Annotated in this window: 13 protein-coding genes and 1 tRNA gene; 5 read left to right on the forward strand and 9 right to left on the reverse strand. The window is 65.7% G+C overall.

Annotated features, from left to right (window positions below):
- The first annotated feature begins 17 nt into the window (after positions 1-17).
- Both AABD04_RS00085 and AABD04_RS00090 read left to right on the forward strand, forming a co-directional pair.
- Positions 18-554 carry a peptidylprolyl isomerase gene (locus tag AABD04_RS00085; protein ID WP_341439761.1) on the forward strand — a complete coding sequence of 179 codons (537 nt, stop codon included), beginning with the start codon at positions 18-20 and terminating at the stop codon, positions 552-554.
- Positions 555-579: 25 nt separating this feature from the next.
- Entirely contained in the window at positions 580-1509 is a 930-nt protein-coding gene (locus AABD04_RS00090) for a rhomboid family intramembrane serine protease (protein ID WP_341439762.1), read from the forward strand.
- Positions 1510-1619: 110 nt separating this feature from the next.
- On the opposite strand, the gene AABD04_RS00095 is transcribed toward AABD04_RS00090, so the two are convergent.
- Both AABD04_RS00095 and crgA read right to left on the reverse strand, forming a co-directional pair.
- Positions 1620-2105, reverse strand: a complete 486-nt coding sequence (locus tag AABD04_RS00095) for a PH domain-containing protein (RefSeq protein ID WP_341439763.1) — start codon at positions 2103-2105, stop codon at positions 1620-1622.
- 36 nt (positions 2106-2141) lie between these two features.
- The gene (gene crgA / locus AABD04_RS00100; RefSeq protein WP_121871646.1) at positions 2142-2405 is read right to left on the reverse strand and encodes a cell division protein CrgA; all 264 of its coding nucleotides are present in this window, start codon (positions 2403-2405) and stop codon (positions 2142-2144) included.
- A 201-nt stretch (positions 2406-2606) separates the two neighbouring features.
- Here crgA and AABD04_RS00105 point away from each other — a divergent pair, with 201 nt between their 5' ends.
- Both AABD04_RS00105 and AABD04_RS00110 read left to right on the forward strand, forming a co-directional pair.
- A complete protein-coding gene (locus AABD04_RS00105) occupies positions 2607-3353 on the forward strand; it encodes a DUF881 domain-containing protein (protein WP_341439764.1) in 747 nt (248 codons plus the stop codon).
- Between the two features lie 13 nt (positions 3354-3366).
- Positions 3367-4008 (forward strand): aminodeoxychorismate/anthranilate synthase component II, encoded by a 642-nt coding sequence (locus AABD04_RS00110; RefSeq protein WP_341439765.1) that lies wholly within the window; start codon positions 3367-3369, stop codon positions 4006-4008.
- A gap of 22 nt (positions 4009-4030) precedes the next feature.
- On the opposite strand, the gene pknB is transcribed toward AABD04_RS00110, so the two are convergent.
- From pknB to AABD04_RS00145, 7 genes are all read right to left on the reverse strand, one after another.
- Positions 4031-5962 carry a Stk1 family PASTA domain-containing Ser/Thr kinase gene (pknB, locus tag AABD04_RS00115; RefSeq protein WP_341439766.1) on the reverse strand — a complete coding sequence of 644 codons (1932 nt, stop codon included), beginning with the start codon at positions 5960-5962 and terminating at the stop codon, positions 4031-4033.
- Positions 5959-7332, reverse strand: coding sequence for a serine/threonine-protein kinase (locus AABD04_RS00120; protein WP_341439767.1), 1374 nt, complete (start codon positions 7330-7332; stop codon positions 5959-5961). The genes pknB and AABD04_RS00120 overlap by 4 nt, the downstream gene beginning before the upstream one ends.
- 6 nt (positions 7333-7338) lie before the next feature.
- Positions 7339-8823 carry a peptidoglycan D,D-transpeptidase FtsI family protein gene (locus tag AABD04_RS00125; protein WP_341439768.1) on the reverse strand — a complete coding sequence of 495 codons (1485 nt, stop codon included), beginning with the start codon at positions 8821-8823 and terminating at the stop codon, positions 7339-7341.
- Positions 8820-10295: an FtsW/RodA/SpoVE family cell cycle protein gene (locus AABD04_RS00130; RefSeq protein ID WP_341439769.1), complete on the reverse strand. Its 1476-nt coding sequence runs from the start codon at positions 10293-10295 to the stop codon at positions 8820-8822. The genes AABD04_RS00125 and AABD04_RS00130 overlap by 4 nt, the downstream gene beginning before the upstream one ends.
- A complete protein-coding gene (locus tag AABD04_RS00135; protein ID WP_341439770.1) occupies positions 10292-11737 on the reverse strand; it encodes a PP2C family protein-serine/threonine phosphatase in 1446 nt (481 codons plus the stop codon). Before AABD04_RS00135 ends, AABD04_RS00130 begins: the two co-directional genes overlap by 4 nt.
- Positions 11734-12198 (reverse strand): FHA domain-containing protein FhaB/FipA, encoded by a 465-nt coding sequence (locus AABD04_RS00140; RefSeq protein WP_037195344.1) that lies wholly within the window; start codon positions 12196-12198, stop codon positions 11734-11736. The genes AABD04_RS00135 and AABD04_RS00140 overlap by 4 nt, the downstream gene beginning before the upstream one ends.
- A gap of 144 nt (positions 12199-12342) precedes the next feature.
- Complete coding sequence (locus AABD04_RS00145; protein WP_341439771.1) at positions 12343-13791, reverse strand: FhaA domain-containing protein; 1449 nt, start codon at positions 13789-13791, stop codon at positions 12343-12345.
- A 207-nt stretch (positions 13792-13998) separates the two neighbouring features.
- On the opposite strand from AABD04_RS00145, the gene AABD04_RS00150 reads away from it, so the two are divergent.
- Positions 13999-14084 (forward strand) — tRNA-Leu (locus AABD04_RS00150).
- Positions 14085-14383 lie beyond the last annotated feature (299 nt).

Consider the following 14383-nt stretch of genomic DNA (forward strand, 5'->3'; position numbering starts at 1 on the left):
TCACTCGGGATGGCACGATGGAGGGCGTGACTTCACCAAACAAGACCCAAACGGCCACGTTGCACACCAACCGGGGCGATATCGTCATCGAACTGTTCGGCAATCACGCCCCCAAGACCGTCGCGAACTTCGTCGGTCTCGCGGACGGATCCAAGGAGTACACGACGCAGAACGCGTCGGGTGCCAAGACCGGACCGTTCTACGACGGCGCAGTCTTCCACCGCGTCATCGACGGCTTCATGATCCAGGGCGGCGACCCCACCGGCACCGGTACAGGTGGACCGGGCTACAAGTTCGAGGACGAGTTCCACCCCGAACTCTCCTTCGATCGCCCGTACCTGCTGGCCATGGCCAACGCCGGCCCCGGCACCAACGGCTCGCAGTTCTTCATCACCACCGGCAAGACCCCCCACCTGAACCGCAAGCACTCGATCTTCGGTGAGGTCACCGACGAGGCGTCGAAGAAGGTCGTCGACGCGATCTCCAGCACGCCGGTCGGCCGCGGCGATCGTCCGGTGAACGAGGTCGTCATCAACAACATCACCATCGCCTGATCTGCCCGAAGGACTTGAAGAGAACATGACGAACCCCGGCTGGGGTGGCGCGTACGGCGACCAACCCAACCCACCTCAGTCGGTGTGCGTCCGACATCCCGATCGCCCCACCGGCCTGGCCTGTTCCCGTTGCGGGCGGCCGGCATGCCCGCAGTGTCTGCAACCCGCAGCGGTCGGCCAGCACTGCGTCGACTGTGTACGCGAGGGCAACAAGAACGTGCGGACGGCGCAGACCATTGCCGGCGCGCCGATGACGCGATCGGCGAAGACCCCACTGACATTCGCGCTCATCGCCGTCAACGTCATCGTCTACGCCATCACGGTTGCGCAGTCCGGCGATCCGATGAACAACACCTCCGGCTCCGGGTTGGCCCGTAGCTGGGCTCTCAACAGCCTCCTGGTTGCCGACGGCGACGTGTTCCGGCTGGTCGGCAGTGGCTTCGTCCACTACGGGCCGATTCACCTGCTCGTGAACATGTTCGCGCTGTACATCATCGGTCGCGACGTCGAACTCGTGCTCGGTCGAACTCGCTATCTGGCCGTCTACTTCCTCTCGCTCCTGGGCGGAAGCGCGTCGGTGATGCTGCTGGAGAACCCGCTCGCCACCACCGTCGGCGCGTCCGGTGCAGTCTTCGGCCTCCTGGGTGCCCAAGCCGTCATCCTGCTGCGGCTCAAGCGCAGCCCGGCTCCGATCCTCATCGTCATCGCGGTGAACATCTTCATCAGCGTCTCCATCCCCAGCATCTCGCTGTGGGGCCATATGGGTGGACTCGTCGCCGGTGCAGCAGCCACCGCCGGTTTGGTGTTCCTCTCCAACCGAACTGGTGGGACGGGAGCACCGAGAACCCTGGCTGGCCTGTCCATGGCGTGGTTGTCGGTGATCGCCGTTGCTGTGGTGTCCCTCGGAATCATCGCGATACGAGTGCTCGACCTCCGCGCGCAGTTGGGCATCTGACAGTCCGCTGCCCGGACTCCACCGGTCGCCTCACGGGGTCCACTGAATGTGACATCGACCCCCCAAAAGTCCACTGAACGTCACATCGAGTACCCCCCGCGGACGGCAGCTCAGGAGTTGCGGGGCACCAGACCGTGACTGTCGAGTGCGTCGAATACATCTCGCGGGTCGGTGCCGAGGTCCCATCTGCCGAAGATGATCAGTCGATCGTCGTCTTCTCCGGGTGGCCGCACGTCGAGTTCGAGCATCGGTACGCGTCGGCCCAGTCGCGGGTATTTCACGATTTTGATGCGCACTATATCGGCGCGTGAGTACGTGCGGATTCCGCCGAGTCGTTTCATCGTCAGCGATCCGTCGTGTGTGATGGCCAGCCGGGGGCGTTGGACCGCAGCGAGGGCTGCCAGAATCCACATTCCGACGGCGGCGAGTCCCACGAGGAACGTGCCTGCTGCGTCGGTGGACGAGAGTGCAGCGCCGACTCCGAGGGCGATTCCGCCTGCGACCAGGGCCGCGACGGCAACGAGCGGCGTCGCCCACTGCTGTTCGTACACACCCTGTGGATCATTCCGAGAGTTATCCACAGGGTTTATCCACATTGGGGATGAATGACATGGATGTAACTCGGGCCGCGATCAGCGCCACCGCATGGTCATGACGAGTCCGACGACCATGAATCCGAAGCCGATCAGGAAGTTGTAGGCGCCGAGGTTTCCGATGAAGGCGATGTCCTCGGAAGCCAGGTAGTAGACGATCAGCCACAGCAGCCCGACCACCATGAATCCCAGCATCAACACCACGTACCAGACCGGCGACGGCCCGGCGTTGACCTTCACCGGCGTGCGGTTCGCCGGGTTGATGGTGTAGTCGTTCTTCTTCCGTACCTTCGACTTCGGCATTGCTTCCTCTTCACGTTCGTGACGGCCGGCGGCGCTGCGGCCGTACCTGTGGACAATTGACGACGGACCTGTGGATCGGTGGGTGAACGGCATCCCCAGGCTATTGTCACCTCGAGGACCGTGTCGGTCACGGACCCGGTTGCTGTACACGCTAACCCAGGTGAGCCCAGCACCGACCCACCGGACAAATTGCGAGCGCCCGTGAGACGACGATCGACCGTAACCGCCGACACCCGCTGGTGGGTGCTGACCGTTGCCGTGTGCGCCGTCGTCGGTCTGCTGCTCGGCACCACCAGGAATGTCTCGGACGGCTCCGAATTGCGCGGTGGAGACACCACCCGGCTCGCCGATCTGGTCGACGCTGCCCAACGCAGCAGCGACGATGCACAGCGAAGCCGGGAAACGCTCGAACAGCAGGTGGACTCCATCCAGCAGCGCACCGCGGCAGGGGACACCGACGTCGCCGACGCCTTGGCGCGGGTCGATTCCCTGGCCGATGCGGCGGGACGCGAGGCCGCGTCCGGTGCCGGACTGACCGTCACGATGGCCGACGCCTCCCGGGGGCCCGACGGTTCGTATGCGTCCGACGCGTCGGTCGACGATCTGGTGGTCCATCAGGTCGATGTGCAGAGCGTGCTCAACGCGTTGTGGGCGGGTGGCGCGTCGGCGATTGCGATGCAGGATCAGCGGCTGATCACCTCCTCGGCGCCACGCTGCATCGGGAACACTCTTCTTCTCGGCGGCCGGACGTACAGCCCGCCGTATGTGATGACGGCTCTCGGTGACGCGGATCGGCTGCGCGCGGCGTTGAAGAACGAGCCGGGCGTGCGGTTGTACGAGCAGTACGCGTTGCGGTACGGCCTGCGCTACGACGTTGCGGCCGCGGAGAACCTCTCGGTGCCCGCGTACTCCGAATCGGTGCGCATGCGGTACGCGCAGCCACGCTGAGTACGCTGTCGACATGCGCATTCTCGTCGTCGACAACTACGACAGCTTCGTCTTCAACCTCGTCCAATACCTGGGTCAGTTGAATGCCGATGTCGAGGTCTGGCGCAACGACGACGAGCGCCTCACCGATCGGGATGCGGCCGCGGCTCAGTTCGACGGCATCCTGCTCAGCCCGGGACCGGGCACCCCGCAGCGCGCAGGTGCCACGATGGACCTGGTCTCGGCCAGTGCTCGTGCCAGGACTCCGCTGCTCGGCGTGTGTCTGGGCCATCAGGCGATCGGCGCTGCTTTCGGGGCCACGGTGGAGAAGGCTCCGGAGCTGTTGCACGGTAAGACCAGCCTGGTTCACCACTCGGGCGTCGGGGTTCTCGAGGGGATGAACGAGCCCTTCACCGCCACCCGGTACCACTCGTTGACCGTTCGCGAGGACACCATTCCGGCCGAGCTCGAGATCACCGGACGTACCGAATCCGGTTTGGTGATGGCGATGAGGCATACCGAGTTGCCGATACACGGCGTCCAGTTCCATCCGGAGTCGATCCTCACCGAGGGTGGGCACCGCATGTTGGCCAACTGGCTCACAGTCTGCGGGATGCCCACCGACCAGGGACTCGTCGCCAAGCTCGAAGCTCAGGTCTCCGAAGCCTTCGCTTGAGCTTCACCGCCTGAGCGGCGAGCTAGCCGGTCGGGATTCCCAGGGCACCGATGCTCACGGTGATGGTGTCGGACTTGCTGATCTCCGAGCCGGCAGGCTGAGTCTGGCTGACGATTCGGCCGACCATCAGTGGGTCCAGCGTCGCCTGCCTCGACGTCGACAGGTCCGACGCGGTCCCGGTCCATCCTGCCGATTCCAGTGCCGTCAGGGCCTGTGCCTCGGTGAGGCCGGACAGGTCGGGCATCGGGATCTTGTCTCCGTTCGAGACGCGCAGCGTGACGACGGTGTTCTCTGCGACGTTGGTGCCCCCGGCGGGGTCGGTCGAGACGACCTGTCCCACCGGCTGACTCGAGTCGATGTTCTGCACCTGTACGCGGAGTCCTGCACCCGCGACGTTCGGCTGCGCCACGTCGACGAGCTGGCCGACGACGTCGGGCATCCGTACCTGCGCGGGCCCCGAACCGAGCGTGATCCGCACCTGCGAGTTGGCGTTCATGCTCACGCCCGAGGACGGGTTCTGTTCGACGACCTTGTCGAGGTTCTCCGGCGTCGACGGCGCTCGCGCGATGGTGGGATCGAGTTCGAGGCCCACCTCGTTCAAGGCGTCGGACGCCTCCTGTTGCGTGCGTCCGGTCAGGCGCGGCACCTGTACCTGCTGGGGCCCCGAGGAGACGTCGAGTTGGATGCCTCCTGGTGATTCGGTCTGAGATCCGGCGGCGGGGTTGGTGCCGATGGCCGAGCCTTCCGGAACCGACGCGTCCGGCTTCTCCTGCACGGTGACACGGAGGCCGACATTCTCTAGATCCCGTTGGGCCTCGTCTGCGACCAGCCCGACGACACTCGGCACGGTCACGGTCTTGGGGTCTGCCCCGGGACCGAGCGACCACAGGAAGGCTCCGACGATGGCGACGACGATGATCGATGCCGCGGAGATCAGCGCGATCTTGAGGCCGCGACGGCTCTTCGGCTCGTCCTCGGGCTCGGCATGCCTCGACGCGCGGGGTGCGGCGGCGACTGCGGCGGGCGTGCCGGTGAAGTCCGCCTGACGGGAATCGACCGATCCGAGGATCGTGGTGCGGTCCTCGTCGTTCATCACCATCGGCGCGCTCGGTCGCTGACCCCCGAGTACCCGCACCAGGTCGGTACGCATCTCGGCAGCGCTCTGGTAGCGGTTGGCGGGGTTCTTGGCCATCGCCTTGAGGATGATCGAGTCGAGTTCGCGCGGAACCGCGTCGTTGACCAGCGACGGCAGCTGGGGATCCTCGCGCACGTGCTGGTAGGCGACGGCGACCGGTGAGTCGCCCGTGAACGGTGGTTCGCCGGTGAGTATCTCGAACAACACACATCCGAGCGAGTAGACGTCCGATCGAGCGTCTACCTGTTCACCGCGGGCCTGCTCGGGTGAGAGGTACTGGGCGGTTCCGATGACGGCCGCGGTCTGCGTCATCGGTGACGAGGAATCGGCGATGGCGCGCGCGATCCCGAAGTCCATCACTTTCACCGCGCCCGCGTTGTTGATCATGATGTTCGCGGGTTTGACGTCGCGGTGCACGATGCCGTTGCGGTGGCTGAAATCGAGTGCAGCACAGACGTCGGCGATGACTTCCATGGCCCGACGTGGTGCCATGGGTCCCTCGGCGCGCACGATGTCGCGCAGAGTGTCGCCGTCGACGTATTCCATGACGATGAACGGGAGCGGACCGGCTTCGGTCTCGGCTTCACCGGTGTCGTACACAGCGACGATGGCGGGGTGGTTCAGTGCGGCCGCATTCTGGGCTTCGCGCCGGAACCGCAGGTAGAACGTGGGGTCCCGGGCGAGATCGGCGCGCAGAACTTTGATGGCGACATCGCGGTCGAGACGAGTGTCGCGCGCCAGATGGACCTCGGACATGCCACCGAAACCGAGTATCTCGCCCAGCTCGTAACGAGCGGACAGCGTACGGGGAGTCGTCATGGTCGTCCTTGTGGCTCTTGCGGGAACGGGATCTCGATGAGCGGCCGTCTCGTCGTCGTCTGCGTGGGCTCCGCCGAGGTCGTGGTGGTTTCTTCGGTGGTCGTCGGCTCCTGCGTGGTCGTCGTCGTGGTCGTGGTGGTTTCTTCGGTGGTGGTGGTTTCTTCGGTGGTCGTCGTCGGTTCGGTCGTCGTGGTCGTGGTGGTAGTCGGCTGCGTCGTGGTGGTGGTGGTCGGCGGCACGAACGGGGTCTGCGTGTCGTCTCTACCCCCGGTCAACAGCACGTAACCGCCGATCAGGATGGCCAGCAACAACAGTCCGGCTCCGCCCCACGCAAGTGCCTTCTGCGCCGACGACATTCCGGTCGCCTCGGGCACCGCGGCCGCCGCCGTTCCGGTGGCCGGTCCGCGATAGTCGCGCTGGGATGTCGGCATCATCTGGGTGCTCGACGGCGGAGGCGGCTGCGGGCTGGGCACGACGCCCGGCATCATGACCCTGCCGGTGCCTGTGCCGCGTGAATTTCCCGGTGCAGGCGGACGACGGCCTGCCCGGACCGCGGCCACGGCGTCGGCGAACTCGCCACCGTTGGCGTAGCGCGCAGCGGGGTCCTTGACCATCGTGATCTCGATGAGCTCGCGAACGGCAGGGGGTAGGTCGACCGGCATAGGTGCAGGCGTTTCACGGACGTGCTTCATGGCGACGGTCAGGGCACCGTCACCCACGAACGGGCGCGAGCCCGCAAGTACTTCGTATCCGACGACCCCGAGCGAGTAGACATCCGACGCCGAGGTGGCCTCTTCGCCGAGCGCCTGTTCGGGGGCGATGTACTGCGCGGTGCCCATGACCATTCCGGTCTTGGTCACCGGGGACGCGTCTACGGCCTTGGCAATGCCGAAGTCGGTGATCTTGACCTGCCCGGTGGGGGTGATCAGGATGTTCCCGGGTTTGACGTCGCGGTGTACGACGCCGGCGGTGTGGGCGATCTGGAGCGAGCGGCCGGTCTGCTCGAGCATGTCCAGGGCATGGCCGAGCGGCAGGCGGGACATGCGGCCCAGCACGGCATTGAGTGGTTCGCCGTTGACCAGTTCCATCACCAGGTAGGCCAGTGATTCGCCTGCGCCGTCTCGCGTCTCACCGTAGTCGTAGACCCCGGCGATTCCGGGGTAGTTCAGTTGTGCTGTGGTTCGAGCCTCGAACCTGAAGCGCTGCAAGAACTCCGGGTCCTCGGAGAACTCGGCCTTGAGTACCTTGACCGCCACTCGGCGATCGAGACGATTGTCCATCGCTTCCCACACCTGCCCCATGCCACCGGTGGCGATGAGGCGCAGAAGTCGATAGCGCTGCGCGATGACAGCTCCGTTGCTCAATGGCACGTTATGTCACCTCCCCTGCAATGCGGCTGCGATGACGGCGCGCCCGACGGGTGCGGCCACAGAGCCGCCCGTGGCGGCCAAGGCCCGGTCTCCACCGTCCTCGACGATGACGGCGATGGCGACCTTCGGGTCCTCCGCCGGTGCGAATCCGATGTACCAGGCATGCGGTGGCGTGTTGCGTGGGTCGGAACCATGTTCTGCCGTACCGGTCTTGGACGCGATCTGTACTCCGGGGATCTTGCCCTCGCCACTGGTGTTGTTCTCGGAGCCGATCATCAGATCGGTCAGGGTTGCTGCCGTATCGGAGCTGATGGCCTCGCCCAGGGACTTGGGCTGGGAGCTCGACAGGACCGACAGGTCAGGAGACTGCAACTGCTGCACCAGGTTCGGGGCCATCCGCACGCCCCCGTTGGCGACGGTAGCCGCGATGACGGCACCCTGCAGCGGCGTCAGCGCCACGTCGCGCTGGCCGATGCTGGACTGGCCGAGAGCGGCGTCGTCGTCGATGGGTCCGATGGTGCTGTCGGCGACGGTGAGCGGAATGGTGGTGTCCTCACCGATGCCGAACGCAGCTGCCGTCTCGCGCAATTTTTCCACCCCGGTGTCGATGCCGAGTTCGACGAAAGCGGTATTGCACGAGCGCGCGAAAGCCTCACGCAGCGTCGCTGTCTGGCCACCGCCGCACGTCGAACCGTTGTAGTTCTCCAGCGTCGTCGAGGTTCCCGGCAACGTGATGTTCGACGCGGCCGTGAGTTGCTCGTCCGGTGTCGCGCCCGCTTCGAGAGCGGCTGCGGTAGTGATCACCTTGAATGTCGATCCCGGTGGGTAGGTCTGCGAGATCGCCCGGTTCACCATCGGCTTCTCGGGATCGTTGCTCAGGTTCTCCCATGCCGCCGTCGTGGTGCTGCCGTCGTGGCTGGCCAGCAGGTTGGGGTCGTAGCTGGGGGTGCTTGCCATGGCCAGGATGTTTCCGGTGGCCGGTTCGATGGCCACCACCGAACCGGTGTATCCCTTGGCTGTGAGCTGGTCGTAGGCGACCTGCTGGACGACGGGGTCGATAGTGGTGACCACGTTGCCGCCGCGGGGATCTCGGCCCGAGATGAGGTCGAACAGTCGGCCGCCGAACAGGCGGTCGTCGGATCCGTTGAGCACCGGGTCCTCGGCGCGTTCGAGGCCGCTGCTCGAGTACAGCATCGAGTAGTAACCGGTGATCGGCGCGTTGGCTTCCGGGCTGGCCGGGGAGATCGAATTCTGGGGGTAGGTGCGCAGGTACTTGTAGCGGTCGTCGGTGGGGACCGACGACGCCAGCACCTGACCGCCCGCCGAGATCTGACCACGCTGGCGGGAGTACTCGTCGAGCAGAACTCGCGAGTTTCGCGGGTCGGTGCGCAGATCGTCGGCCTTGATGACCTGAAGGTAGGTGGCGTTGGCGAGCAACGCGACGACCATGACCATCACGGCGATGGATACGCGACGCAGGGGTGTGTTCATGCGCGCTTCACCATCTCGGTGGGTGCCTCGGCGATGGGCGCTGCGGGGGCGGGCTTCTTCTTGGGCGTTGCCGGCTCACGGGCTGCGTCGGAGATCTTGATCAGCAACGCGAGGAGCAGGTAGTTGGCGAGAAGCGACGATCCTCCGTAGGACAGATACGGCGTGGTGAGGCCGGTGAGCGGAATGAGTTTGGTGACGCCGCCGACGACGACGAACAGTTGGATGGCGATGGTGAACGACAACCCCGCCGCCAGCAGTTTGCCGAAGCTGTCGCGGACGGCCAGCGCGGTACGCATGCCGCGGATGATGAACAGCAGATACAGGACCAGGACCGCGGTCAGTCCGATGAGACCGAGCTCTTCGCCGACGGTGGCAATGATGAAGTCCGTCTTGGCGAACGGAACCTGAGAGGGGCGTCCACTACCGAGACCGGTGCCGGCCAACCCGCCGGTGGCGAAGCTGAACATCGACTGGACGATCTGGTAGCCGGTGTCGTTGTAGTCGTCGAACGGGCGCAGCCAGGTATCGGTGCGGATCTTGACGTGGCCGAACACCTGATACGCGAACAGGAATCCGACGAGCAACAGCCCGAAGCCGATGATCAACCAGCCGACGCGTTCGGTGGCGATGTAGATCATCACGAGCACGGTCCCGAAGATCAGCAGCGAGGTGCCGAGGTCCTTCTCGAACACCAGCACGCCGACGGAGACGATCCACACGACCAGGATCGGCCCGAGGTCGCGTGCCCGTGGGAAGTCCATTCCGAGGAAGTGCTTGCCGGCGACGGTGAACAGTTCGCGCTTGGCGACCAGCAGCGATGCGAAGAAGATGAGCAGCAGGATCTTCGCGAACTCCCCGGGCTGAATGCTGAAGCCGGGCAGTCGAATCCAGATCTTCGATCCGTTGACCTCGGAAAACGCCGACGGCAGCATCGCCGGAATGGCGAGCAGCACCAGGCCGGCGAGTCCGACGGTGTAGCCGTAACGAGCCAGCGTGCGGTAGTCGCGCAGCAGCACCAGCAACGCGACGAATCCGGCGATCGCCAGTGTCGTCCACAGCACCTGCTGGTTGGCATCGGGCGACGGAATGGGGTTGCCGAGGTACTGCGCCTGCTGCTCGTCGGCCAGGTCGAGTCGGTGAATGAGCACCAGACCGAGGCCGTTGAGCAGCGCCACGATCGGGAGCAGCAGCGGATCCGCGTAGGGCGCAAAACGCCGGACGGCAAGATGGGCCACCGTCATCAGCGCGAGATATGCGACCGCGTACTTCGCCAGGTCCCAGGTGACGGTCTGTTCCTGACTGGCTTCCACCAGAACCAGGGAGATCGTGGTGATCAGCACCGCTGCACCGAGCAGAAGCAGCTCGACGCCACGTCGGTTGGATTGAATCGGTGCGGGTGCGAACCCTCCGGGCGGACTCGGGAACGACCCTCCCGCGGACCCGGTTCCTCCCGTGGACGCAGTGGAACTCATCGAGTACCGGTCCTGCAGTTCTGGCCGGGAACCTGCGGAACCGTGGGTGCCGGTACCTCGGTGGTGGTCGGTGCGGCCTCGGGAACGGGTTCCGCGGCGGGGGGCAACGGCACCCCGGGTGGCGGAATGATTGCCGTCGCCGTCGGCATCGGTTCGACGGTTGTGGTGACGACGGGCTCGGTCTCGCAGACCTGAAGCAGGTCGCCGGCGGCCAGCCGCTCGACCTGGCCGCGCGCGTCGTCGAGGGATCCCGACGGCAACCCGGCCGTGACCTGCTCACGTGCTGCCGGCAGAAGATCGTCGATCTCGAACGGAACGCAGTTCGCCGGAGCGTCGTTCGGGGCGGTCAAGGTGACGGTACCGTCGTCGTCCAGGCAACCCACCAGTTCCACGCTCTGCAGCGAGTAGCCGAGAACCGAACCGGGCAGACCGCGTAGCACCGTCACCTTGCTGTTGTCGGCACCAACGTAGTAATTGCCCTTGATGATCGAATTGGCAACGAGCGCACCGATTCCCGCCAGCACCACCAGGGTCAGGGCGATCAAAGTCCAGCGCAGCTTGTGCGACTTCTTCTCGGGGGTGACGACGGGGCTGGTGACACGCTTGGGCGTCGAGCGGGGGGGACGCATCGCTGCGGCCCGCCCTGCTGCGGTGTTGGGCGGAGGGGCGTCCTCCTCGTCCTCGGTGCTGGCGGCACCGCCGAGGATCGGGTGGCTCTGGCCGTAGTCGAGGTCGATCACGTCGGCGACGACGACCGTCACGTTGTCCGGGCCACCACTGCGCAGAGCGAGTTCGATGAGACGGTCCGCGCAGGGGCCCGTCTCGCCCTCGTTCATGGTGTTCTCGATGGTCTCGTCGCTGACGACGTCCGAGAGGCCGTCGGAGCACAGCAGATAGCGGTCGCCCGCACGGACCTCTCGCACGGTGAGCGTGGGTTCGATCTCGTTGCCGGTGAGGGCCCGCATGATCAGCGAACGCTGCGGGTGCGTGTGGGCCTGCTCGGCGGTGATGCGGCCCTCGTCGACGAGCGACTGGACGAAGGTGTCGTCACGGGTGATCTGGGTGAGCGAGCCGTCACGCAGCATGTACGCGCGTGAATCGCCGATGTGTACCAGGCCGATTCGCTTGCCCGCGAACAGGATTGCTGTCAGCGTGGTGCCCATGCCGTCGAGTTCGGGTTCGTCCTCGACCTGATCCGCGATCGACGCGTTGCCTTCACGGGTGGCCGCCTCCAGCTTGCCCAGCAGATCCTCACCGGGCTCGTCGTCGTCGAGGTGAGCAAGCGCGGCAATCATCAACTGCGAGGCCACTTCACCGGCGGCATGGCCACCCATGCCGTCGGCCAACGCCAGCAGCCGAGCCCCGGCGTACACGGAGTCCTCGTTGTTGGAGCGAACCAGACCGCGATCGCTGCGGGCGGCGTAGCGAAGGACGAGGGTCACGGGCGCAACTCGATCACGGTCTTGCCGACACGGACGGGGGTTCCCAGAGGCACGCGAACTGCGGTGGTCACCTTCGCTCGGTCGAGATAGGTGCCGTTGGTCGAACCGAGGTCTTCGACGTACCAGTCGCCACCGCGGGGCGAGATGCGCGCGTGCCGTGTCGACGAATAGTCGTCTGTCAGAACGAGAGTCGAGTCGTCCGCGCGTCCGATGAGCACGGGTTGCGTGCCGAGGGAGATGCGCGTCCCGGCGAGGCCGCCCTGGGTCACCACGAGGTACTTGGCCACCTTCTGCTTGTTGAACGACGGAAGAACTTTCGAGCCACCGGAGTAGCGGGCAGGCACTCGCATGCCCGCGGCCGCGTAGATGTCACTGCGGAGGGTGCGAAGGACCGCCCAGACGAAGAACCACAGCAGGAGCAGAAAGCCTGCCCTGGTCAGTTGCAGAATCAATCCCTGCACGACGATTCACCTCCTCCTTCGCGATCGGACCTGCATCCCGCACACATGAGGTTACGGCGCGGCAGACATGGTTGCCTCGCAGCATCATAGGGTGAAGTCGCTCGTGTGGACGACATACGGGTGGACGAGCGTGCGAATCGACCGTCAGACGATCCGGACCAGAATTTCGGAGTGCCCGGCCCGAATGACGTCGCCGTCGGCCAGTTGCCAGTCCTGTACCGGAGCGCCGTTGACGGTGGTGCCGTTGGTGGAACCGAGGTCGGAGAGCATGGCCACGCGGCCGTCCCAACGGATCTCGATGTGCCGACGCGAGACCCCGGTGTCAGGGAGCCGGAACTGCGCGTCCTGGCCGCGGCCGATGATGTTCTGACCGTCCCGTAGCTGGAAGTAGCGGCCACTGCCGTCTTCGAGCTGCAACGTCGCGGCGAGTGCCTGACTCTGACCCGCGTACGAGGCGGGCTGGTCGTAGCCGTATCCGTCGCCACGATCGCCCGAGCCCTGCGGGTAGCCGCGGCCGTAGGCGGCCTGGGCAGGAGGGTAGTCGTAGGCGGCCTGCTGGTAGCCGGGCTGCTGGTACCCGGCCGCCTGAGGCTCGGCGTACCGACCGGCAGGCTCGCTGTACGCCTGCTCCTGGTAGGGAGCCTCGGAATATGCAGCACCCTGCTCGGCACCGTTGTAGTCGTAGCCCTGGCCGTTGTAGCCCTGGGCGTCGTACCCCTGAGCGTTGTATCCCTGGGCGTCGTAGCCCTGAGCGTTGTATCCCTGGGCGTCGTATCCCTGCTCCTGGCCGTGGGGCGCACCGTAGGCGTGGGGGTCGTAGCCCTGCTCCTGGCCTGCGGCGGCGCTGTAGGCCTGACCCTGCTCGCCATACGGCTGCTGGTCGTAGCCCTGGGGGTTGTACGGCTGCTGCTGGTCGTAGCGCGGGTCGTAGTCGGTGGGCGCGTACGCCTGGGCGTCGTACCCGTTCTGCTCGCGCGCGGCGTAGCGCGGATCCTGGCCACCGGTGTAACCGTTGCGCTCGCGCGGATCGGAACGATGACCGTCCGCGGGATCGCGCTGCGGGTCGTAGCCTGGGTTCTGCGTCATGGGGCCGGCTCCTGGTATCGACATCGGTGGGGCAGACGGTCGCTGCGTAGCTGAAGGAACGGCACTGGGTGCTGCTGGTACCGACGCGCCCTGCTGCGCGGACCCTTTCCGTGCAGCAGTCGCCGATCGTCCCACATCGGGATCGACCGAGCCAGCGGCCCGAAACTGCCCGGTATGGAGAGTGGGCGACGGCTCGAAGCGAACCACCACGTCACCGTAGGTCTGCCACCCCTGATCTCGGATGTAATCGTCGAGGTGGCGGGAAAATGCCTTGACCGTGAGTTCACGATCGCCGGCGAGCTCGTCGTGGTCCGAGCTGTTGATGGTGATCACGTAGCTGTTGGGTGCCAGAAGGTGGCCGCCGTCGAGGGGCCGAACCAGATCCGACGCCTCCTGCTGGAGTGCCGCCTCCACTTCCGCGGGTACGACGCCTCCGCCGAACACGCGGGCGAAGACGTCGCCGACAGCGCCTTGGAGTTTCCGTTCGAAACGCTGAACGATGCCCATCGTGACCCCTCCTCTCACTGTGTTCTTCCACCGTGTGGTGCCTGCTGGGGAGCAGGATGCGTCGGCCGCGTGTCATCACGAAGTCGCGCTGCCAGCATGATATACGGTGCGGCCGACGGAGACCGCGTGCCGCCGTCGCCTCCATGGAGCTTGAGGCGGCGATTTTCGACCGCGGCAGGGTGCGTGTTAGTGTTCTCGCCGTCACCCGGGCGGGTGGCGGAATGGCAGACGCGCTGGCTTCAGGTGCCAGTGTCCTTCGGGACGTGGGGGTTCAAGTCCCCCTCCGCCCACCACACTGGCCGCAGCTGATTCGATCGCTGCGGCCAGTAGTTTTTTCCGGGCTCAATTGTCTTACAGGCGTGTAGTTCTCGGCCGATGTCGGCAGCGGTATCGGATGGATGTCCGCAGGGTGGTCTCGGCCGCATGAATTCCCTGGTGAACGCCGATAATAGGTTTACCTTATTTGCGGGGGCACCCAGGTACTGACTTATCGTTCGTAGTTGGATAGGCCTCATCACGGCCGAATCCGCCCCGACCTCACTTTTCTACCACGCGCCCACCCGCTCGTGCAGAGGAAAGCGTCGACGATCGA

This window comes from Rhodococcoides navarretei, assembly GCF_038069675.1.
Lineage (GTDB): Bacteria > Actinomycetota > Actinomycetes > Mycobacteriales > Mycobacteriaceae > Rhodococcoides > Rhodococcoides navarretei.

What these genes read in the sequence shown, in the direction of transcription:
- pknB (WP_341439766.1), bottom strand. Translation starts at nt 5,962, where the DNA reads ATGACGACTCCCCGTACGCTGTCCGCTCGTTACGAGCTGGGCGAGATA.
- AABD04_RS00095 (WP_341439763.1), bottom strand. Translation starts at nt 2,105, where the DNA reads ATGTGGATAAACCCTGTGGATAACTCTCGGAATGATCCACAGGGTGTG.
- AABD04_RS00130 (WP_341439769.1), bottom strand. Translation starts at nt 10,295, where the DNA reads ATGAGTTCCACTGCGTCCACGGGAGGAACCGGGTCCGCGGGAGGGTCG.
- AABD04_RS00110 (WP_341439765.1), top strand. Translation starts at nt 3,367, where the DNA reads ATGCGCATTCTCGTCGTCGACAACTACGACAGCTTCGTCTTCAACCTC.
- AABD04_RS00090 (WP_341439762.1), top strand. Translation starts at nt 580, where the DNA reads ATGACGAACCCCGGCTGGGGTGGCGCGTACGGCGACCAACCCAACCCA.
- AABD04_RS00125 (WP_341439768.1), bottom strand. Translation starts at nt 8,823, where the DNA reads ATGAACACACCCCTGCGTCGCGTATCCATCGCCGTGATGGTCATGGTC.
- AABD04_RS00085 (WP_341439761.1), top strand. Translation starts at nt 18, where the DNA reads ATGGAGGGCGTGACTTCACCAAACAAGACCCAAACGGCCACGTTGCAC.
- AABD04_RS00145 (WP_341439771.1), bottom strand. Translation starts at nt 13,791, where the DNA reads ATGGGCATCGTTCAGCGTTTCGAACGGAAACTCCAAGGCGCTGTCGGC.
- crgA (WP_121871646.1), bottom strand. Translation starts at nt 2,405, where the DNA reads ATGCCGAAGTCGAAGGTACGGAAGAAGAACGACTACACCATCAACCCG.